General features: G+C 69.3%; 21 protein-coding genes and 2 pseudogenes. 11 read left to right on the forward strand and 12 right to left on the reverse strand.

Annotated features, from left to right (window positions below; all coding sequences use genetic code 11):
• Nucleotides 1-154: 154 nt before the first annotated feature.
• Nucleotides 155-508: a nucleotide pyrophosphohydrolase gene (locus tag ACFKCF_RS48825; RefSeq protein WP_394502503.1), complete on the reverse strand. Its 354-nt coding sequence runs from the start codon at nucleotides 506-508 to the stop codon at nucleotides 155-157.
• A gap of 41 nt (nucleotides 509-549) precedes the next feature.
• Here ACFKCF_RS48825 and ACFKCF_RS48830 point away from each other — a divergent pair, with 41 nt between their 5' ends.
• Genes ACFKCF_RS48830 through ACFKCF_RS48850 form a run of 5 tightly spaced genes read left to right on the forward strand, consistent with a single transcriptional unit; the run spans nucleotide 550 to nucleotide 4,435 of the window.
• Nucleotides 550-996 (forward strand): MarR family transcriptional regulator, encoded by a 447-nt coding sequence (locus ACFKCF_RS48830; protein WP_394502505.1) that lies wholly within the window; start codon nucleotides 550-552, stop codon nucleotides 994-996.
• A 32-nt stretch (nucleotides 997-1,028) separates the two neighbouring features.
• A complete protein-coding gene (locus tag ACFKCF_RS48835; protein WP_394502507.1) occupies nucleotides 1,029-1,832 on the forward strand; it encodes an alpha/beta fold hydrolase in 804 nt (267 codons plus the stop codon).
• A gap of 48 nt (nucleotides 1,833-1,880) precedes the next feature.
• Nucleotides 1,881-3,482: a protein kinase gene (locus tag ACFKCF_RS48840; RefSeq protein WP_394502509.1), complete on the forward strand. Its 1,602-nt coding sequence runs from the start codon at nucleotides 1,881-1,883 to the stop codon at nucleotides 3,480-3,482.
• Between the two features lie 56 nt (nucleotides 3,483-3,538).
• On the forward strand, nucleotides 3,539-3,706 hold the full coding sequence (locus tag ACFKCF_RS48845) for a hypothetical protein (protein WP_394502510.1): 168 nt from the start codon (nucleotides 3,539-3,541) through the stop codon (nucleotides 3,704-3,706).
• 51 nt (nucleotides 3,707-3,757) lie between these two features.
• The gene (locus ACFKCF_RS48850; RefSeq protein WP_394502512.1) at nucleotides 3,758-4,435 is read left to right on the forward strand and encodes a helix-turn-helix domain-containing protein; all 678 of its coding nucleotides are present in this window, start codon (nucleotides 3,758-3,760) and stop codon (nucleotides 4,433-4,435) included.
• On the opposite strand, the gene ACFKCF_RS48855 is transcribed toward ACFKCF_RS48850, so the two are convergent.
• Genes ACFKCF_RS48855 through ACFKCF_RS48870 form a run of 4 tightly spaced genes read right to left on the reverse strand, consistent with a single transcriptional unit; the run spans nucleotide 4,419 to nucleotide 6,563 of the window.
• Nucleotides 4,419-5,069, reverse strand: coding sequence for an alpha-ketoglutarate-dependent dioxygenase AlkB family protein (locus ACFKCF_RS48855; protein ID WP_394502513.1), 651 nt, complete (start codon nucleotides 5,067-5,069; stop codon nucleotides 4,419-4,421). The two genes, ACFKCF_RS48850 and ACFKCF_RS48855, sit on opposite strands and share 17 nt — an antisense overlap.
• Nucleotides 5,045-5,302, reverse strand: a complete 258-nt coding sequence (locus tag ACFKCF_RS48860) for an Ada metal-binding domain-containing protein (RefSeq protein WP_394502515.1) — start codon at nucleotides 5,300-5,302, stop codon at nucleotides 5,045-5,047. The genes ACFKCF_RS48855 and ACFKCF_RS48860 overlap by 25 nt, the downstream gene beginning before the upstream one ends.
• A complete protein-coding gene (locus ACFKCF_RS48865) occupies nucleotides 5,299-6,078 on the reverse strand; it encodes a 2OG-Fe(II) oxygenase (RefSeq protein ID WP_394502517.1) in 780 nt (259 codons plus the stop codon). The genes ACFKCF_RS48860 and ACFKCF_RS48865 overlap by 4 nt, the downstream gene beginning before the upstream one ends.
• A complete protein-coding gene (locus tag ACFKCF_RS48870) occupies nucleotides 6,075-6,563 on the reverse strand; it encodes a methylated-DNA--[protein]-cysteine S-methyltransferase (RefSeq protein WP_394502519.1) in 489 nt (162 codons plus the stop codon). Before ACFKCF_RS48870 ends, ACFKCF_RS48865 begins: the two co-directional genes overlap by 4 nt.
• A gap of 106 nt (nucleotides 6,564-6,669) precedes the next feature.
• Between ACFKCF_RS48870 and ACFKCF_RS48875 the strand changes: the two genes are divergently transcribed.
• The gene (locus ACFKCF_RS48875; RefSeq protein ID WP_394502541.1) at nucleotides 6,670-7,473 is read left to right on the forward strand and encodes an alpha/beta hydrolase; all 804 of its coding nucleotides are present in this window, start codon (nucleotides 6,670-6,672) and stop codon (nucleotides 7,471-7,473) included.
• Here the strand turns inward: ACFKCF_RS48875 and ACFKCF_RS48880 are convergent.
• From ACFKCF_RS48880 to ACFKCF_RS48890, 3 genes are all read right to left on the reverse strand, one after another.
• Nucleotides 7,466-7,801 carry a hypothetical protein gene (locus ACFKCF_RS48880; RefSeq protein WP_394502521.1) on the reverse strand — a complete coding sequence of 112 codons (336 nt, stop codon included), beginning with the start codon at nucleotides 7,799-7,801 and terminating at the stop codon, nucleotides 7,466-7,468. The genes ACFKCF_RS48875 and ACFKCF_RS48880 overlap by 8 nt on opposite strands.
• A gap of 324 nt (nucleotides 7,802-8,125) precedes the next feature.
• Nucleotides 8,126-8,908, reverse strand: a complete 783-nt coding sequence (gene thyX, locus ACFKCF_RS48885; protein ID WP_394502523.1) for an FAD-dependent thymidylate synthase — start codon at nucleotides 8,906-8,908, stop codon at nucleotides 8,126-8,128.
• A gap of 173 nt (nucleotides 8,909-9,081) precedes the next feature.
• Nucleotides 9,082-10,152 carry a helix-turn-helix domain-containing protein gene (locus ACFKCF_RS48890; RefSeq protein ID WP_394502525.1) on the reverse strand — a complete coding sequence of 357 codons (1,071 nt, stop codon included), beginning with the start codon at nucleotides 10,150-10,152 and terminating at the stop codon, nucleotides 9,082-9,084.
• A gap of 135 nt (nucleotides 10,153-10,287) precedes the next feature.
• On the opposite strand from ACFKCF_RS48890, the gene ACFKCF_RS48895 reads away from it, so the two are divergent.
• From ACFKCF_RS48895 to ACFKCF_RS48905, 3 genes and pseudogenes are all read left to right on the forward strand, one after another.
• Nucleotides 10,288-10,755, forward strand: coding sequence for a nuclear transport factor 2 family protein (locus ACFKCF_RS48895; protein WP_394502526.1), 468 nt, complete (start codon nucleotides 10,288-10,290; stop codon nucleotides 10,753-10,755).
• A 405-nt stretch (nucleotides 10,756-11,160) separates the two neighbouring features.
• Entirely contained in the window at nucleotides 11,161-11,826 is a 666-nt protein-coding gene (locus ACFKCF_RS48900) for a DUF4386 domain-containing protein (protein WP_394502528.1), read from the forward strand.
• A pseudogene (locus ACFKCF_RS48905) lies at nucleotides 11,816-11,956 on the forward strand (transposase); the annotation flags it as partial. The gene ACFKCF_RS48900 and the pseudogene ACFKCF_RS48905, both read left to right, overlap by 11 nt.
• Before the next feature lie 104 nt (nucleotides 11,957-12,060).
• Here the strand turns inward: ACFKCF_RS48905 and ACFKCF_RS48910 are convergent.
• From ACFKCF_RS48910 to ACFKCF_RS48925, 4 genes are all read right to left on the reverse strand, one after another.
• On the reverse strand, nucleotides 12,061-13,494 hold the full coding sequence (locus ACFKCF_RS48910; RefSeq protein ID WP_394502530.1) for a serine hydrolase domain-containing protein: 1,434 nt from the start codon (nucleotides 13,492-13,494) through the stop codon (nucleotides 12,061-12,063).
• Between the two features lie 388 nt (nucleotides 13,495-13,882).
• Nucleotides 13,883-14,395, reverse strand: a complete 513-nt coding sequence (locus ACFKCF_RS48915; protein WP_394502532.1) for a hypothetical protein — start codon at nucleotides 14,393-14,395, stop codon at nucleotides 13,883-13,885.
• Between the two features lie 66 nt (nucleotides 14,396-14,461).
• Nucleotides 14,462-14,584 (reverse strand): hypothetical protein, encoded by a 123-nt coding sequence (locus ACFKCF_RS48920; RefSeq protein WP_394502534.1) that lies wholly within the window; start codon nucleotides 14,582-14,584, stop codon nucleotides 14,462-14,464.
• Between the two features lie 20 nt (nucleotides 14,585-14,604).
• Nucleotides 14,605-16,629, reverse strand: coding sequence for a CocE/NonD family hydrolase (locus ACFKCF_RS48925; protein ID WP_394502535.1), 2,025 nt, complete (start codon nucleotides 16,627-16,629; stop codon nucleotides 14,605-14,607).
• 89 nt (nucleotides 16,630-16,718) lie between these two features.
• Here ACFKCF_RS48925 and ACFKCF_RS48930 point away from each other — a divergent pair.
• Together ACFKCF_RS48930 and ACFKCF_RS48935 are read left to right on the forward strand one after the other, a co-directional pair.
• Nucleotides 16,719-16,976: pseudogene (locus ACFKCF_RS48930) on the forward strand (maleylpyruvate isomerase N-terminal domain-containing protein); the annotation flags it as partial.
• A 573-nt stretch (nucleotides 16,977-17,549) separates the two neighbouring features.
• On the forward strand, nucleotides 17,550-17,810 hold the full coding sequence (locus tag ACFKCF_RS48935) for a hypothetical protein (protein ID WP_394502543.1): 261 nt from the start codon (nucleotides 17,550-17,552) through the stop codon (nucleotides 17,808-17,810).
• Nucleotides 17,811-18,414: the final 604 nt, after the last annotated feature.

Here is an 18,414-nt window from a genome sequence, read left to right on the forward strand (position 1 = left end):
AAGGCTCAAGGCTTGTGGCAGCGCCATGGACATCGAGCGACCTACGCCGGCTCGGCGCCGAGTACGTGGCGGGTCCCGGTCTGCAGCGCCGGGTGGACAAGGATGGCCCATATGAGGCGCAGGCGCTGCTCGGCATTACCCGGATCGGGGAACCTCAGCCGGAGGGCGGGGCTTTCCTGGCTGAGCCGCGGTATCGGTCGGCGTCGTAGCGGCGGTCGTTGTCGTCCAGTTTGGCCTGGGCCGCCTCCACCAGGTCCACGCCCAGCACGTCGGCCAGCCGGATCAGGTAGAGGGTGACGTCGCCCAGCTCGGTGCGCATCCGGGCGAGCGCATCGGGATCGGGCTTCACGGACTGCTCGGCCGTGAGCCACTGGAACTCCGCCACCAGCTCCCCGACCTCGCCCGCCAGCGCCATCGCCAGGTTCTTGGGCGTGTGGAACTGCTCCCAGTCCCTGACCCTGGCGAACTCGCGCAGGCGTTCGGCAAGGCGTTCCAACTCCGTCGTCACGTCGCACGACCTTACCCATCCCCGCCGGTATGTTGCTGATCGTGAATGGGGTCGAGCTGTTCCTGTTGGGCCGGACGCTGATGAAGATCGGCGAGGAGGCCATGCCGACCGAGGGCATCGGTGAGCACTCCACGAGCGTGCGCACGGTTCTGATCGTGGTGAGCGACCTGCGCGGACACCCCGACACCACCGTGGGCGAGATCGCCGCCCGTACCGGGTTGCCGCAGAGTGCCGTGTCGGCGGCCATCGCGCGGCTGCGCTCCGCGGGCGCGGTGATCGCCGAGACGGATCCGGCGGACCGGCGGCGCACGATCATCCGCGAGGCGTCCGGGGTGTCCGAACGGGTGACGCAGGTCAGGGACACCCCGGTCGACGCCGCCCTGGGGGCCGCGCTGGGTACGGACGACCCGCGGCGCGTGGCGGAGACCGTGGCGGTCCTGGAGGAGCTGGCCGCCAAACTGATCCCAGGGAGAATGCATCGAACTTGATGTATCAAATTTGATGGATTACCTTGAGAGGCATGAACGCCGATATCTTGCGCATGCCGGGCGCCGACCTCTACTACGAGGTGCGCGGCAGCGGTCCGCTCCTGCTGATCTCGCAGAGCGGCGAGGGCGACGCCGGTCGCACCGTTGACCTGGTCGATCGGCTGGTGGACGCGTACACGGTGATCACGTACGACCGGCGCGGGCTCAGCCGCAGCACCATCCCCGGCACCGGCGTGAGCGTGCGGGAGCACGCCGACGACGTGCACCGGCTGCTGGCCCACCTCACCGACCAGCCCGTGATCATGCTGGGGCAGAGCCTGGGCGCCTCCATCGGGCTTCACCTGGCCGTCGAGCACCCCGAACAGCTCAGCCTGCTCATCGCCCACGAGCCCGTCTCGCCGTGGCTATTGCCCGAGGCCGAACAGGCCGAGCACCGCAAGGAGCTGGCCGAGCTCCAGTCGCTCTACCGCGAGGGCGGCCTGCCCGCGGCGATCGGCCACGTGAAGCGGGTGCTCGGCATCACCGAGGACGCCGAGACCGGCCTCACCCCGCAGCCCATCACGCCGCAGCGGCAGGCGAACTTCGACTTCTTCATCCGCCACGACTTCACCGCCGTCGTGGCGGACGAGCTCGACCTGAGCGGGTGCCGTACGCGCATCCTGCCCGCGGCCGGACAGACCACCCCGCACCACGTCTTCGACCGCCGGTGTGCGGTCGAGCTGGCGGGGCTGCTGGGTACGGAGCTGGTGGAGTTCCCTGGCGGGCACAACGGCAACATCAGCCATCCCCGGGCATACGCGGCCCGGCTCCGCGAGGTCCTCCAGACCGCCGGCTGACTCACCTCGCTCCGGTGGGTGTCGCCCCGAACCTGTACGCTTCCGCGCGTGTCCGAATTATCGGTTTCTGGCTATGAGATCAAGGGTGTTCTCGGCCAGGGCGGCTTCGGTGTCGTCTACCTCGCCCTGCAGTCGGCCGTGGGCCGCGAGGTCGCGCTCAAGGTCGACAACCGGGTGCTGCTGTCCGAGCGCGACCGGCGCCGGTTCATGCGCGAGGTCACGGCCGCGGGGGCCCTTTCCGGTCATCCGCACGTCGTGGCCGTCTACGACGCGGGGCTGCTGCCCGACGGGCGGCCGTACATGGTGCTGGAGCTGTGCCCGGGCGGGTCGCTGTCCGGACGGAGGCTCTCGCCGGTCGAGGCGCGTGACGTGGGAGTGCGGATCGCCGACGCGCTGGCCGCCGCGCACGCGCAGGGGGTGCTGCACCGGGACGTGAAGCCGGGCAACATCCTGGTCAACCGGTACGGCCAGGTGGCGCTGTCCGACTTCGGGCTGGCCACCATGCCCGCGTCCGGGCCCGAGGCGTCGGTGACGCGCGAGTCCCTGACGCCTTCGTACGCCCCGCCCGAGGCGTTCGAGCTGGCCGAGCCGACACCGGCCGGTGACGTGTACGCGCTGGCCGCCACGGTCTACGCCCTCCTGAACGGCCGCCCGCCGCGCTTCCCGGAGAGCGGCGTGCCGAACCTGGCGATGATCCTGGCCCTGCACCGCCTGCCCGTTCCCGACATTCCCGGCGTGCCGCCCCAGTTGACAGCCGTGCTGCGCCAGGCGCTGGCGAGCGACCCGCGCGAGCGCACGCCCACCGCGGAGGCGTTCCGCGACGCCCTCGCCGCCGTCCCGCTCGGCCCCGCCCCGGTACGTGACGCCGGCCCTTCCGGGGGACGTCACGCCGCGCCGTCGAGCCCCTCCCAGCCGGTCGGCCAGCCGGTCGGGCAGCCGATCGGGCCGCACGTGGGCCACCCGGGGCCGCCGCCGATGATGGGCGGGCCGGTCACCGGCCCGCCGCCGGCCGTCCACGCGGACACCATGCCACCCGCTCCGCGCGGCACGTCGAAGGCGCTGGTCTCGATCGCCGCCGCCCTGGCCCTGGTGATCTCGATAGGCGTCGGCGTGGTCGTCTACACGTACGTCACCAGGGAGCCTGCCGGCAAGGAGGCGTCGTCTCCCAGCGCATCGGCCTCCGCCCCGTCCACGGCTGAAGAACCGGTGAAGACCGTGTTCAAGGGGCTGAAGACGTACACGGAGAACTGCCCGGCGAGCAAGGTGCGCGGCGGCGAGGCGGCGTGCGTGCAGGAGTCGGAGTGCTGGGGCGGCCTGGTCATCATCTCGGGCGACACGAAGGCCAGGCGGGTCGGGTGCGAGGAGGAGCACTCGTGGGAGACGTTCGCGGTCGCCCCGATCCCGTCGGACGCCGACACGTACGTGCAGCAGGACCTCGCCAAGCACCCCACGGTCAAGCGGATCTGCAGCCGGGCGGTGCTCCTGGCCAGCCGGATCGGCACGGCCAGGAACCTCGGCGCGGCCAGATGGATGGCGGACGTGATGCCGCCGTCGCAGGCGCAGTTCGAGAACGGCACGCGCTTTCTCCGCTGCATCGGCAGCCTGACCGGCCAGGGCTCGCGCCGCTCCTACTTCCACCGGGGAGCTTGACGGTATCTCCACATTCGACGGGCACTGTCTGCACAAGTGATCCCTAGCCTCTGATCGTGCGGATTCCTCCCTGGGCGCTCCTGCTGTGGACGTCCGTGTCGTGCCTGGCGTTCGTCGCCCTGGCCCTGCACCTGGGCTGGTTTTTCAGCCAGTTGTGGGTGCTCGCGCCGTTCGCCCTGATCGGCGCGCAGCTGGTGCACGTCCTCCTCGCCCTGCCGCCCTGACCCTCATGGTGGTGGCTCGATGCGGGTGGTCGGGACGGCTAGGCTGCCCGAATGGACTTGAAGGATCGGGTACGCGAGCTGCGCGCCGAGGGCCGCTCCCCGAAGGAGATCGCCAAGGCGCTGAAAGTGTCGCCGTCCGTCGTGGCGCCGCTGGTGCGGGCCATCGCCTCGGAGGCCCCCGCCGCCGAGCCCGAGGTGGTCGGCTGCTGGGTCAACACCGGCTGGAGCGAGGGGCTCACCGTCGACCCGGCCCGCGGATGGGTGGACGAGGCTCCCGGCTCGGGCATGGGTGGCCTGGTGTGCGTGCTGGTCGCGCGGCGGCACACCTGGGACAGGATGACGGTGGCCGGCTACCTCGCCGACGTCCACTGTCTCGGGGCGAAGAACGCGATCGGCCCCGACGTGCTCGACGACCGCGACCTGCGGCGCTTCCGCCAGTACTTCTTCGGCGAGTACGCGGGCTTCCAGGAGGCGCCGATCGAGCTGGCCCGGCACCTGGTGTTCGGGTCCGTCGACTACGCGCGCACGCTCGGGTTCGAGCCGCACGAGGACTTCGCCCCGGCGGCCGACGTGCTGGGCAAGTGGGAGGGGGACGCGGCGATCACGTTCGGCCGGGACGGCAGGCCCTTCTACACGCAGGGGCCGGACGACGACCCGGCGAAGGTGCTGCGGACGCTGCGGCGCACGCTCTCCGACGAGGAGTTCGGCTACCTCACCGAAGGCCGGTGACGCGCATCGTGAGGTTGAGCCGGCCGGAGGCCAGGCCGGTGGCGGGATCGCCGGTGCCCGGATGGACCTTCGGCACGCCGTGGTAGGCGAAGCGCGACGGCCCGCCGAACACGAACAGGTCACCTGAGGCGAGTTCGACATCCGTGTACGGGCGGCCGCGCGTCTCGGTGTTGCCGAAGCGGAACAGGCACCGGTCGCCGATGCTCAGCGACACCACCGGGGCGTCGGACTTCTCGTCCTTGTCCTGGTGCATGCCCATCCTGGCCTGGCCGTCGTAGAAGTTGATCAGGGCGGTGTCGGGTTCGTACGTGTCGCTGGGGCGCCCGTACGCGTCGGCCAGGGCGCGCCGCCCCAGCTCGCCGAGCCACGCGGGGAACTCGGCCACCTGCCGGCCGTTCACGTCGTGGGCGACGCGCGTGTAGCGGTACGGCTGCCAGTGCCAACCCAGGCACACCGTCTGGACCGACATCACGCCGCCCCGGGGCAGCACGGTGTGCCGGATCGGCACGGGCCCCGTGGCCCATGCGCGGCACGCCTCGACGAGGTGGCGCTGCTCGTCCAGAGTCAGCCATTCAGGCACGTGTACCGCGCCCGGCGCGATCTCCCGCCTCACGATGTCTGCGGGCCCTTCCATACCTGGTACGCCTCCGGTAAGCACCTCGAACACGGCCGATATCCGGCCGCCACCGCGTCACCGGCATCCACGAAGAAGACACGATGCCGGATATATCCCCCGCGAGCGATGGCGCGCAGCGCCGAGGGGCAGTCCAGCCGCCCGTACAGCCGGGCCCCTCGGTGCCCGCCCAGCGTGCCGGGCACCGGACTCGAATACGGGCGGCCGTCCGCCCCCACCAGCGTGTACGTCATTTCGCGTCGTGAAAGGCGAGCCCCAGCGTATGTCTCAGCCCGGACCGGACGGTGCTCACCCCGTGCCGCACGGGGGAGGCCGACCAGCCCCGCGAGGAGCGCACGGGCCGGTCGCGCGTGGTGAAGATCAGCCCGTGCCCCTGTGGCAGCAGCGTCACCGTCCCGCGCGACTGGGCCCGCGGCCGCTGTTCCACCAGCAGGAACTCGCCGCCGGTGTAGTCCTCGCCCGGCCGGTCCAGCCCGATCACGACCTGCAACGGGAACACCAGATCGCCGTAGAGGTCGCGGTGCAGCGCGTTCCAGCCGTCGCGTTCGTACCGCAGCAGGATGGGCGTCGGCCTGGTCTGCCCCGCTCTGTGGCACATGTCCAGCCACTCGTCGAGGTCGTCCGGCCACGGGGCCGGCTGGCCCAGCTTGGCCGCCCAGTCGCGGGCGATCGGCAGCAGCCGCGGGTAGAACGCCGCCCGCAACCTCTCCACCAGCGGCGGGAACGGCCGGCTGAAGTAGCGGTACTGGCCGGCGCCGAACCGGTGCCGCTCCATGTCGATCGTGGAGCGGAACAGCCCGGTCTCGTCGTACAGGCCGGCGATCTCCTTGCACTCCTCGGGGGTGAGCACCGGCGGCGTCAGCGCGCACCCGTACGAGTTGACCTCTTCCGTCAGCTTCGCCCAGTCCATCGTGACCTCCTCCGCCAGCTTCGCCGGGTTCATCGTGACCTTCTCCGCCAGCTTCGCCGAGTCCGTCGTGGTCTCCTCTGCCAGCTTCGCCGGGTTCATCCGACGGCGCTCCAGAGCTGCGGCTGCCGGGCGCCTTCGAGCGTGAGCAGCTCGTGCTTGCGTTCGATGCCGCCCGCGTACCCGGTCAGCGTGCCGTCCGCCCCGACGACGCGGTGGCAGGGGCGGACGACGAGCAGCGGGTTCGCACCGACGGCCGCGCCGACCGCGCGGATCCGCTCACGTGGCGCGCCGACCCGCGCGGCGAGCGCGCCGTAGGTCGTCGTGGTCCCGTACGGCAGCTCCGCCAGGGCCGCCCAGACCCGCTCCTGGAACGGGGTGCCGCGGGTGGCGAGGGGCAGGTCGAACGAGGCCCGCTCGCCCGCGAAGTACTCGGCGAACTGCCGCTCGACCTCTGCGAACGCGGCCGGCTCCCACCGCAGTCCAGCCCTTCCGCCCACGTCGAACGACACGCGCGTCAGCGCCGAGCCGTTGCCGACGAGCAGGATCTCGCCCAACGGGCTTTCGATGATGCTGTGGATGTCCATACCTTCTTCAACACCGCCGGGCCCCCGAAAGTCAGCGGTTTTCGGACGTCGCAGCATCCTCAGGCCGGTGGACGATCATGCGATCGTGGGCGTACGCTCGGTGACCATGGCCGAGTCGCGCGAGCACACCTTCACCGGCACCACGGGCCGCAACACCGTCCGCGTATGGCCCCATGGCCGGCCGCGCTACGTGGCCGTCCTGATCCACGGGTACGGCGAGCACATCGGCCGCTACGAGTACGTGGCTGACCGGCTCGTCCGCCACGGCGCCGCCGTCTACGGCCTCGACCACATGGGCCACGGCAGGTCGGCGGGCGACCGGGTGCACATCGCCGACTTCGAGGACGTGGTCACCGACGTCTACTCCGTCGAGGAGCAGGCCAGGGACGACCACCCCGGCGTCCCGGTCGTGGTGATCGGCCACTCGATGGGCGGCATGATCGCGGCCCGCTACGCCCAGCGCTACGGCGACGGCCTGGCGGCGCTCGTGCTGTCGGGCCCGGTGATCGGCGAATGGGCGGTCGTCCCGACCCTGCTGGCCTACGAGGAGCCCCCGGACGTCCCGATCGATCCGGCCACGCTCTCCCGCGACCTCTCGGTGGGCGCCGCGTACGCCGCCGACCCGCTCGTGTGGCACGGCCCGTTCAAGCGCGCCACGCTGGAGGCGTTCGCCACCACGCTGGCCACGATCGCCAAGGGCGGCCGGCTCGGACCCCTGCCCACGCTGTGGGTGCACGGTGCCGACGACGAGCTCGTCCCGCTGAGCGGGAGCCGTCCAGGGGTCGAGGCGATCAAGGGCACCGACCTGACCGAACGGATCTACGAGGGTGCCAGGCACGAGGTCTTCAACGAGACCAACAAGGACGAGGTCCTGGACGACGTGACCGCGTTCATCGACCGGGCTATCTGACCGGCAGCCATACGTACCCGGAGCCCCGCGTACGGGTGAGCTCGATCTTCCAGCAGCCCCGCTTCGGGAAGACGAACCCCGTACCCCACTCCTCACCGGGTTTGTGCCAGTTCGACCCGCCGTGCTCCTCAGGCCCCCAGGCGAGCTTGGCGGGCGTACCGTCGGGAAGCGTCGCCTTGACCCGCAGCGGGCCTTCACCCGTCATCCGCCACACGATCTTGATCTCTTCGCCGCGCGCGAGCGGCGGACGCCCCACGAACAGCAGCGCCCACAGCTCCGCGTCCTGCCCCACCCCCCGCACCTCGGGGAACCCTCCGGTGAAGAGCACCGAAGTCCCGTTGCACCCGGCGCTGGTCGCCGTCGGGCTGGAGCTGGGGCTTACCGGGCTCGGGCTAACGGCGCTCGCACCTACCGGGCTCGGGCTTACGGTGCTCGGGACGGCCGACCGCGCCCCGGGAGCGGGCACCTCGGCCGAACACCCGACGACGACCACGACCGCCAGCGGCACCATCATCAACCACTTCATGCAACATGTACTCCGGACGACACCGGGAGGTTCCGGCCGGCGAGCCGGAATCGCCGGGCCGCGCCGCATACGTGGTCAAGAAAGCCTCCGCCCGGCGGCGTGCCTGGCCACCGGGTGCGGGGCCGGTCAGACCTTGCGCCAGCCTGGTACCCAGGCCCCGTCCTCGACGACGTAGTCGCCGAAGAGAGCGGGGGCTTCCCGGCGCATGAGCTCGCCGATGCGCTGGAACAGCAGGCGGATCTCCTCCTCCGCGCCGGCGGCGGTGCGGGCCTCGATCGTGTGCCGCAGCGTGCGCACATTCGCCGTCCACACCAGCCCGGTCGCCAAGCCCTCGGGGGCGAACCTGCGCATGAACGACGTGCGGTGCTTCTTCTCGGAGAACGGCACGCCTTCCTCGTCAAGCCCGAAGTGCTCGGCCATCCACAGCTGGAACTGCTCGAGCTGCTCCAGCACGGCCGTGGCCCGCTTCATCAGCTCGTCGTCCTCCCGTGCCCACTCGGGGAACCAGAACGGCAGCTCGTCCAGCCGGACGAACCGCAACGACTCCTGCGAGATGGCCACACCCGGGCGGTGCCGCACCAGCTCGTGGGTGAGCACCCGGCTGACATTGTGCAGCACGAAGCTGAAGCTGACGTGCTCCAGGACCGACCCGTGCGCGCTGGCCAGGATGTTACGGAGATAATCGTCCTGATTCTCCCTGATCCGGACCACGTTGGGATTGAGGCCGGGCTCGAAGGAGCGGTAGCAGAGCCGGCCGGCGAACTCGGCGAGGTTCTGCGCGTCGAGGTCGCCGCGATCCAGCCGCTCCAGCCAGCTCTCGCCGCCGACCTCGGCCAGGTAGCGGGCCAGCTCGTCATAGTCCAGTGACGGACGGGCGACGATGAAGACCTCGGGTTCGACACTGCGCATGGAGAGCCCCCGCTCGGATCGACCGCTTTTACGGCCCCAAGCCAACCAGCTCCTGCGGCCCGGCGCGAGTCGATCGCCCCCTGGACGCTCCTCGCGGGATGAGCGAGCTTCCGGCAAGGTCGTCCACCTGCCGGGTCGACGACCGTTGAAGGTCTGGAGCCCGCCAATCGGATCTAGCGGTGGGTCGCCGATCCGCCGGCGGCCGCCTGCGCGAACGAGCGCAGGGCGTGGACGGTGGTGCCGGAGATGGGCAGTACGTCGAGATCGGCCCGAGCGAGGACGTCGGGTTGCGGAAACAGCCTGGTGAGGCCGACCGGGGCGAGGCCGGGCACGATCGCCCCGAACCGGCCGGCGAGGTCACCCAGGATCGCCCGTGCCCGGGTGGCGTCCGGCACCCCGGCACGCACGATGTCGTGCACGCCGACTTCGAACGGATCCCAGGAACCGCACGTCTTCACCGAGTCGTCGAGGGCGAAGATGCGCCGGACCCGGCGGACGTGGTGGATGAGTCCGTTGAGCCGGGGGAGATGGGCGACGAGCAGCAGCTCGGCCGGGGACCGCTGGGTGATCTCGATCATGCCGGGGTCGTGATCGATCAGGATGGTGCGCCGATAGGAGGCACACGAGACTGCTTCGACGTTCGGGGTCGCGCGGGCGGCCAGGTGGCGCAGGGCTGCCGCGAAATCGAGTGGCTTGTCGTGGGTGAGCCGGATGGCCAGTCCGCCGTCGGCCTGGAGGCGGTCGGTGACCCGCCGCCGGGCCCGCAGCTCACGCGGGGTGCCGTGGAAGACGTCGGCGAGGACCCGGTTGAGCTGTCGAACGCTGCCGAAGCCCGCGGCGAAGGCAATGTCGGCTATGCGCAGATCGGTGTCGTCGAGCAGTCGGCGGGCGAAGTGCGCGCGCCGGGAGCGGGCGAGCTGGTCGGGTGTGACCCCGGCGTGCTGAAGAAACATGCGCCGCAGGTGACGTGGCGACACGCCGAGCCGGCGGGCGAGACTGCTCTCCGTCGCGTCGTCCAGCGCTCCGTCGGCGATGAGCTCGACCCCGCGGCATACCAGTTCGGGCATGTCCGCGACGGGGGCGGGTTCCTGCCGGTAGGGGCGGCAGCGATGGCAGGCGCGGTAACCGGCCGCCTCCGCCGCGGCCGCGGACGGGTAGCGGGTGGTGTTCGCCGGGCGGGGGCGGCCCGGGCAGTCGCCCCGGCAGTAGATACCGGTGGTCAGGACGGCGCCGACTGCGTTCACGCTTCCAGCGTCGCACCGACCGGCCCGCCGGATCGGACGGATCCGGACCTGCTGCCAATACTGGCCGAATGTGACCAGACCTGCTGATCAGGGACCCGCGAGAATTCGGGCTCACCCATCTGCGAAGGACATCCCATGAGTGCGGCATCGAACAAGCAACTCGTCATCGACGCCTGGCAGGTCTTTGCCACGCGTGACGCTGACCAGGTCCGCGGCGTTTTCGCCCTTGACGCGGAGTGGCTCGCCCCTGCTGACAACGCGACCTCCCGCGCCATCGATGGAACCCACCATCTCGTCGGGCGGGACCGCATCGTGCGCTTCCTGGCCGAGGAATTCTCCACGGTATTCGTCGACAACGTCTCCATCGAATTCGGCGGCTTCTACGCCGACGGCGACACCGTGATCGTCGAGATGCGACTGCAGGCCACCCTCGCCCACGGCGGCCACTACGACAACGAATACTGCTTCATCTTCGAACTGGAGTCCGGCCTGATCAAGCGGGTCCGCGAGTACATGGACACCCGACGCGGCGAGGCATGGTTCCGCGCCCCCGCGACGGCGGACCGGCAGGGCCGATCTGAAGCGACGGTCACCCGTCACTAGCCGGGCGGCCTCGGCCGCGGGGCGAGACTCTTTACGGCGGACGGCGGCGCCGCCCTTTCCAGCGAGCCATGCAGGCTGCCTTTGGCAGGAAGCCGGCGGCTGAGCACCTGGAGAGCGAAGGTGTGCTCGAAACCCTCCTCGGCCTCGGCGTTTCCGTGCTCGCCGCAGCGGGAGGCCGGCCTTTCTTGGCGAGGGTCTTGAGGGCGGCCACCCGCCGGACGACGGCCTGCTCTACCGCGGCCAGGGGACCAACGCCCTTCAACGGCCTCGACGCCGAGCCGCTCTGCGACGTGCGCGTGCAGAACCCTTGCGGCCTTACGCGTGTAAGGGTAGCGTCGGCAGCAGCCTTACAGACGTAAGGAGGACTGCGGCTCGGTCCGCGCCGACATATACGGGAAAGGTGCGATGGATACAACCAGGCGAGCAACCGCAATTGCAGGCGCGCTGGTCATCGTAGGCATGATTGCCGGTATGTTAAGTGTTGTTCCCGCTCTCGAGGAGCCACGCTACCTGGCTCTCATTTCTGCGCATGAGAGCCAGGTCATCGTCGGCGCATTTTTCCAGTTCATCATGATCCCCGCCTATGTCGGGTTTGCGCTGTACCTGTATCCGGCATTGAGAGCGGAGAACGAAGCACTCAGTTTGGGCTTCCTCGGATTCAGGCTGATCGCAGCTGCGTTCCATTTTATAGGCGTGATTCTCTTGCCTTTGTTTCTTGTGCTGGGTCAGGCATTCGTCCAAGCCGATGCTTTGGGCGCATCCCACCTCCAGGCCTTGGGTGAGTTGCTGCGGACGGCGCGCGACCTGGTTAACCATGTCGCATTGATCATCTCACTGAGCCTGGGAGATCTCCTGTTGTTCTATCTCCTTTACCGGTCGAAACTTGTACCTCGCTGGCTGTCCGGGTGGGGGCTTATCGGGGCCGGATCAGCCATGGTGGCGAGCTTCTTGGTGCTGTTCCGGCTGACCGATGTCGTCACGCCGCTCTACCTGGCGATAAATGCACCGTTGGCCCTGCAAAGCTTGGTCCTGGCCATATGGCTGATCACAAGAGGCTTCGATCCGAAGTGAAAGCGTGTTTGGTCGTTACCCCTCCGATCTGACCGGCGAGCAGTGGGAGCTGATCGAGCTCTTACTACCCAAACCGAACACCAGCCGGCGTCCGGAGAAGCATCCGCGCCGGGAGATCGTCAATGCCATTGGGTGTGCCTCCACCCATCGATGACCGGCCACGGTCCGAACCAGACCGACGCCCGGGTGCCAAGACATCCCGTAGCCACCACCCGCGACCCTGACCCACATCACCTACGCGACGTCGGGTCGTGTCATCAGCGGCGACCGCACATGCAACGCCAGACTGGGGCCGGTCAGGGGCACGATGTTCCACGTTGCCACTGCTGTCCCCGCGTCGGCGTCGACCACCAGCCGAACCCGGTGCGGGGTGGTGATGACGTAAAGCTCGGCGACGAACGTGTTGCCCTGCCAGGCGCCCGCCGCGACGACAGGGCGGCCGAGCGGCGAACTTTCCCGCCATTCGCCGTGGCCGACTTCGACGTTGAGGAACGACCCGAATCGCAGGAGCCATCCACCGTCCACGGGATCGACGATCACCGTGGTTCCGTCGGGCAGAGCCGAATCCTCGGCGGAGGCGTCGAGTCTCGCCTTGACGGAACGCTCCGGGGCGGCCGAACCCGGCACGGGCGCGAATGACAGCCGCCGCAGCCGATCGGCGAGGAGCTCGTCGTCCCGGGCGCTTCCCGCGTCGTGGTCCAGGCCAGGCAGCAGGCACTCCCATATTGCGTCGAGCATCGCCTGTGCCTGCGTATGGCCGCCGGTCACGGCGACCACGAGATCGTGCGACGGGACGACCACGCATTGCTGGCCGAAGGAGCCGTCACCGTGGTAACCGTGACGCGACATCCAGAACTGGTAACCGTAACCGCAAAGGTAGTCGGCGTTCCACGAGCCGTCCTCGGCCGGCAGGGTATCGATGTGCCGTCTGGTCGCGAGTTCCACCCATTCGCGCGGGACAAGCCGCCGGTCGCCCCACATGCCTCCGCGCAGCAGCAGTTCGCCGAAGGCGGCGACGGCCTCGGTCGTGAGATGCAGTCCGTGGAATCCGAAGGAGGCACCACTCGCCACCCGATCCCATTCGGCGTGGTCGATACCCATCGGCTTGAAGAGGCGCTCGTCGAGCAGTTCCGGCAGGCCGCGGCCCGTGACCCGTTCCACCATCCGGGCCAGGATGAAGGTGGTCGGATTGTCGTAGGCGTGCCGTGTTCCCTCGGCCTCGGGAAACGGTACGCGCATAAACCCCTTCACCAGGTCGTCCGGCTCCAGTTGCCAGGCCTCGGCAAGGCTGTCCGTACGGTGCCCGGTCGTCATGGACAGCAGGTGGTGAACGGTAAGGCGGCGTCCCTGCTCCGAGATGCCGGCCGGAACATGGTCGGGCAACACGTCCACCACCCGATCGTCCAGCGAGAGCAGCCCGTCGGCGATCACGAGCCCCACGGCGATCGAGGTGAACGACTTGGTCAGCGAGTAAAGAAGGTGCGGGCGTTCGGCCGAGTACGGCGCCCACCAGCCTTCAGCGACCACATGACCATGGCGTACGACCATGATGGAGTGACACTCGACGGATTGCGCTTCGAGCCGGTCCAGCAGCGCGTCAATCGCGCGGGACGACATCCCCGAGGCGGCCGGTGTCGACCGCGGCAGGAGGGCGTGTTGAGAAGGCATCCAGGCACCCTACAAAACCGCCCAATCAAGTTGCGAGACATTTCTTTGGTGATCGCCCGCTGCGACCGTCCTTCGTCACACCTTGCCGCCAAATACCCACCCGACACTCTCTAGAGGCATGTGGGGCCGCTGACGTCCAGGATGAACGGTCGGATCGACGAGGCTCTACCTGCTCGGCTTACTGGCGGAGCTGGTTCACCAAAGTTGCCGAGCCGGGATGCTGACGCCCTGACCAGCGTCTGGCCCACGACTACGAACGCGGCCCAGCCGTATCCGGACCGGCCGTCATCGCCGGCATGGCCCGCCACCTCACCTGCGAAAACTCCGCTACACGCCAGCAGCGGTATGCCGTTGACCAGCCGACCTACCAGCCTCGCTGAACACGCGCTCAGTCGTCAGCGGCGACCAGAAGCGACAGGATCCTGGCAGGGCGGTCGATGAAGACCAGCTCGTGAAAGTCGAGATGAACCCCACCCCAGTCGTGAAAGGCCTCATGACCGAGCTCCAAGAGCCGGTATCTCTCGGTGACTCCTGCGACCAGCGGATGAACCTCGTGCTCCAGCCGGGCGGACAAAGCCACAGGAAGAGGGCCGAACTGTGCCGCCCAGTCGCGCAGCATGGCGTTCGCGCTCATCTCGTCCACGCGCACGTATGCGGCCGGGCTCACGTTTCGCAGCCAGTAGGGACCATGGCGAAGCCCATCGGCCTCGACTCCCCCTCCGGCATAGTCGTCCCGGAACTGCTCATGGCCGATCAGCTCCGTCAGTAGGTGGGCATCGCCGACATCCGGGCGAGGCACATGGAAGCGCTTGATGTCGACCCAGCGACATGCATGATCCTCGAAGAGGAACTCACGAAAGTTGATGAATATCTGATCTAGGTACGTGAGCGCCTCTTGCACGTCTCAACGCTAAGCGCATGCTTCAGGCGAATGATCGCATCGGTCGTTTCTCAACCACCCCTGAGGTTACGGCGGCTTGGTGTCGAGGCCGATCTTGGCGAGGAAGCCGCTGATCAGCTGAGGCCGGCATTGCATCTTCTTCAGCCGGGTCTCGATCAGCCGGGCGAGCCCGCTCAGCGTCTGTTCCACACACTTTGAGGAACGCGGCACTACTGAGCGCCGAGCACCGGCAGCGTGAGCGACGAGCCGTCCAAGAAGATCTCGAACCGCGTGGGTCGCGTCCGCACGGCCTGTCCCACCGGCTCGCCCGTCCCGTGGTTACGCGCGTACCGAGGGAACGCCCCGCCCGCCACCTGCACCCGCAGCCGGTGTCCCCGCATGAACCGGTACCCCGTCGGATGCAGCTCGATCTCGGTCCTGACCACGCCCTCGTTGCCCGGGGGCAGCCGCAGGATGCCGTCCGTGACATTGCGGGAGACACCGGATGCGTCGACGTCGCAGAGCCGTACGAAGAGATCGGCATGCCCGGTGTCGGTACGGACGTGCACGGTCGCGGAGACGGGGCCGACCAGATCGAGATGGCGGGGGAGCGGCGCCCCGGTGTAGACGAGCACGTCGGGGCGGGCCTCGATGTCCCGGTTGTCACGCTGCTTCGACTCCCTCATGTCCAGCAGCGGCCCACCGATCGACCGCGTGGGGCGCGCAGGATCGTACGTGAACGTATCCGGCCCACTGGCCCCGCCGGGGGCGTCCCAGCCGAGCCGACGATGGGGGAGCAGATAGAGGGGTGTTGGCGTGGACTGCGGGGGAGGCCAGGCGTCGAAGTCGAGCCACCGGTTGGCGCGCTGCAGATAGAGCCGCACGGGGGAGCGGTGGAGCTGCGCGGTGTCGTCGAGCAGGTGCGCCGACAGCCACGACACCTGATCGGCCAGAACCGCCCGAATCGCCCCCAGATCATGCCCCCAGGGCCCGATCAGGATCCTGGCACGCCGAGCACTCACACCCCCAGCCCGCAACGCCCACTCGCCCACCCATCCCCTACCGCCATCCCCCTCAGCCACTCCAGCAGCGACACCCACCGCATTGTCACCGGCTGCCCTCGCCACCCCACTTCCGCCTACTCCGGTCACCCCACTGGCGCCACTGCCTCCGCCCACTTCGGCCGCCGCGCTTCCGCCGCCTTCGTCCCCTGCTGGGGTCGCCGTGTCGGCGCTGTCTTCGCCCGCTCCCGCCGCCACACTCGCGCCGCTTTCTCCCATCGATCGGGTCGCTTCGCTAGAGCCGCCGCATTCTACCGCTCGGGTCGCCGCGTTGGGGTCGGGTTCCTCCGCCCACCCGGTTGCCGCATCCCCGCCACCCTCCTCCATCGCTCCGGCGCTTCTCCCCCAGTCGACGGCGGACCCCTGCAATGCCACGAAGTCACGCAGTTGCGCGGGCAGGAACAGATCCCACCAGCCGGTGACCATGCTGATCGGAGTGGTCGTCTTGGCCACCGCCGCGCTGTTCTCGGTATCGCTCCAGAACCCGTCGCCCGGCTCTGCATGGGCGGCCACCTCACGCAGGAACGGCACAGCCTTCCCGATCGCGGCCAGATCGGACGTCCCGATCGGTACGTGGGCCATGGCGTGTCTCATCCGACGAGCCTGACGCGGGTCGGGCAACAGGCCGCCCAACCGGGCCTCCTCCTGGGTGCCGATCAGCGCGGACCAGGTCAGCATGTTGTGCAGGGACAGCACCCCGCCCGGATAGAACGTCGTGGTGAACTCGCTCGCCGTGACCCCCAGGCACATCGCCTCCAGCGGCGGATCGAGATACGGCCCTACCGCCCACTGCGTGTATCCCAGGTAGCTGGCCCCCGCCGTCGCCAGCCTCCCGTCGCACCACGGCTGCTCCCGCAACCAGGTGGCCGTGGCCAGCCCGTCCTCCCTCTCCTGATGGAAAGCCGCGAACCGGCCGCCGGATCCGAACGTGCCGCGCACGTTCTGCACGATGACCTGCATGCCGCGCCTGGCCAGCACGCGGGCGGTGCCCTTGGCGTCGAACTTGTGCTTGCCGTACGGGGTCCGTACGAGCACCACGGGCAGCGGCTCCGCACCGCGCGGTCGGTAGCGGTCGGCGAGCAGCACCACGCCATCCGGCATCGGAACGCTCAAGTCGTGGGTGACCTCGATGTCGGGCGTCGTGGCTTCAGGCAATCCGAGGAAACGGTCGAGCAGTCCGCTGAGCAGGCCCATGGCAGATCCCCTTCGGCTCCGGTCCCCAAGCGTACGTGGAGCCGATGACTTTTCCCGGGCGCGCGGGTCTGCATGTGAGAGGAGGCGATATGTGCGATCAAGAAAAGGCACTGGCCGCGGGGGTTGCGCTACTCGAACGAGCGATCGACTACGCGCTGGGCAGCCTCCGCGTCGTCACCCCTGCCACCCTCTGCCGTCCTACTCCCTGCGCGGGCTGGAACCTCCAGCACCTGCTCGACCACATGGCCGACTCACTCCGAACTCTGAACGACGCCGCCTCCGGCCACATCCCCCCACCGCCGCCACGAATGCCCGTCGTCCTTGCCCCAACATCCAGATGCCCCAACCCGCGCACGCCGCCCGCTCCGGCCCCCCAAAGACCGACCACCCCCGAACCAGGCGCCGGCTGCGACACTCCTTCACAGCGCAGCCACCTCAGGCCGCCGGCACCCGCGTCCGAAGGCGCAGACACCGCCTCATCGGGTTTCAGCGTCCGTGGGGCGGCTGTGGCTGCGTCGGGTGGAGGGGGTGGTGCCTCATCGGGCTCCGGTCTTCGCGGGTCGGCGGCGCCCGCGGCCGGGGACGCGGATACCGCCTCTTCGCGTTCTAGCGCCCGAGGGTCGGCTGCGTCGGGCGAAGGGGGTGGTGCCTCATCGGGGAACGGCCTTGGCGGGTCGGCGGGACCCGCGGCCGGGGAAGGAGACAACGCATCCTCATGCTCTGGTGTCCGTGAGGTGGTGGCTGTGTGCGCGGCCGGAGAGGGAGACAGCGCCGGTTTGCGCTTCAGTGGCTTTGCGCCGCAGAGGCAGGGGTGCGGGGCCAACCCGGCGCTCCTTCTCAGGGACCGCGCCACAGAGGTGCTGGGTGTGTGGGTGGGCGCGGTCACCCATCGCGAGATGATCTCTATAGGGGATCGCCACATGACCGCACCCATGGTGGCCGCCGCGGGCGCGATCGAGATCGTCACGCACGGCTGGGACGTGGCCAGAGCCTGCGGTGAGCACCACCCCATCCCGGCCCTCATGGCCGAGGAACTGCTGGACCTGGCCTATCTGTTCGTCACGGACATGGACCGGCCACACAGGTTCGCCGCACCGAGGACCCTGCCGCCGCACGCCTCAGCCCAGGACCACCTTCTGGCCTATCTCGGCCGTGACCCGAACTGGCCAACAGCCCTCTGACCAGCTCAACGACCCAAACCTCAAGGACAGAACAATCCAGCCCATCCAGCATTTCCCGCTCACACGCCGTACGATCATCCTGTACCGCAACTACGTCGGGTACACCGACCACGGAGCCCAGCACACGTCCGGCCGGTAGTCAGCGGGGCGGCGACACCCGATCGCCGTGACCCGGCCGACCAACGTGGTGGCGACGACCGTTCTTCGTGCGGCCGTCGCCACCACCACGCCGCCCTCTTCCCGCACAACATGGACGCACGCCAGCCACTTGCAGCCGAGCCCACGTCGAGGCTCGGAGGTCGCGTTCGGGGCCATGAGTCCGCGCCCAAGCGCACATTCCTGGCTCATGTCTCGGCCCCTGCCTTAGCTCCCGTCTCGCGCCCACGCGTGTCGCGCCCCGCGTGTCGCGCCCCGCGTGTTGCGCCCCGCGTGTCGGGCCCCGCGTGTCGGGCCCCCATCTCGGGTTGGTGCTTGGATCCCCGGTGTCGGGTGTCGGGTGTCGGGTGTCGGGTGTCGGGTGTCGGGTGTCGGGTGTCGGGTGTCGGGTGTCGGGTGTCGGGTGTCGGGTGTCGGGTGTCGGGTGTCGGGTGTCGGGTGTCGGGTG

Origin of the sequence: Nonomuraea sp. JJY05 (genome assembly GCF_043496855.1) — a bacterium.
Classification (GTDB): Bacteria; Actinomycetota; Actinomycetes; order Streptosporangiales; family Streptosporangiaceae; genus Nonomuraea.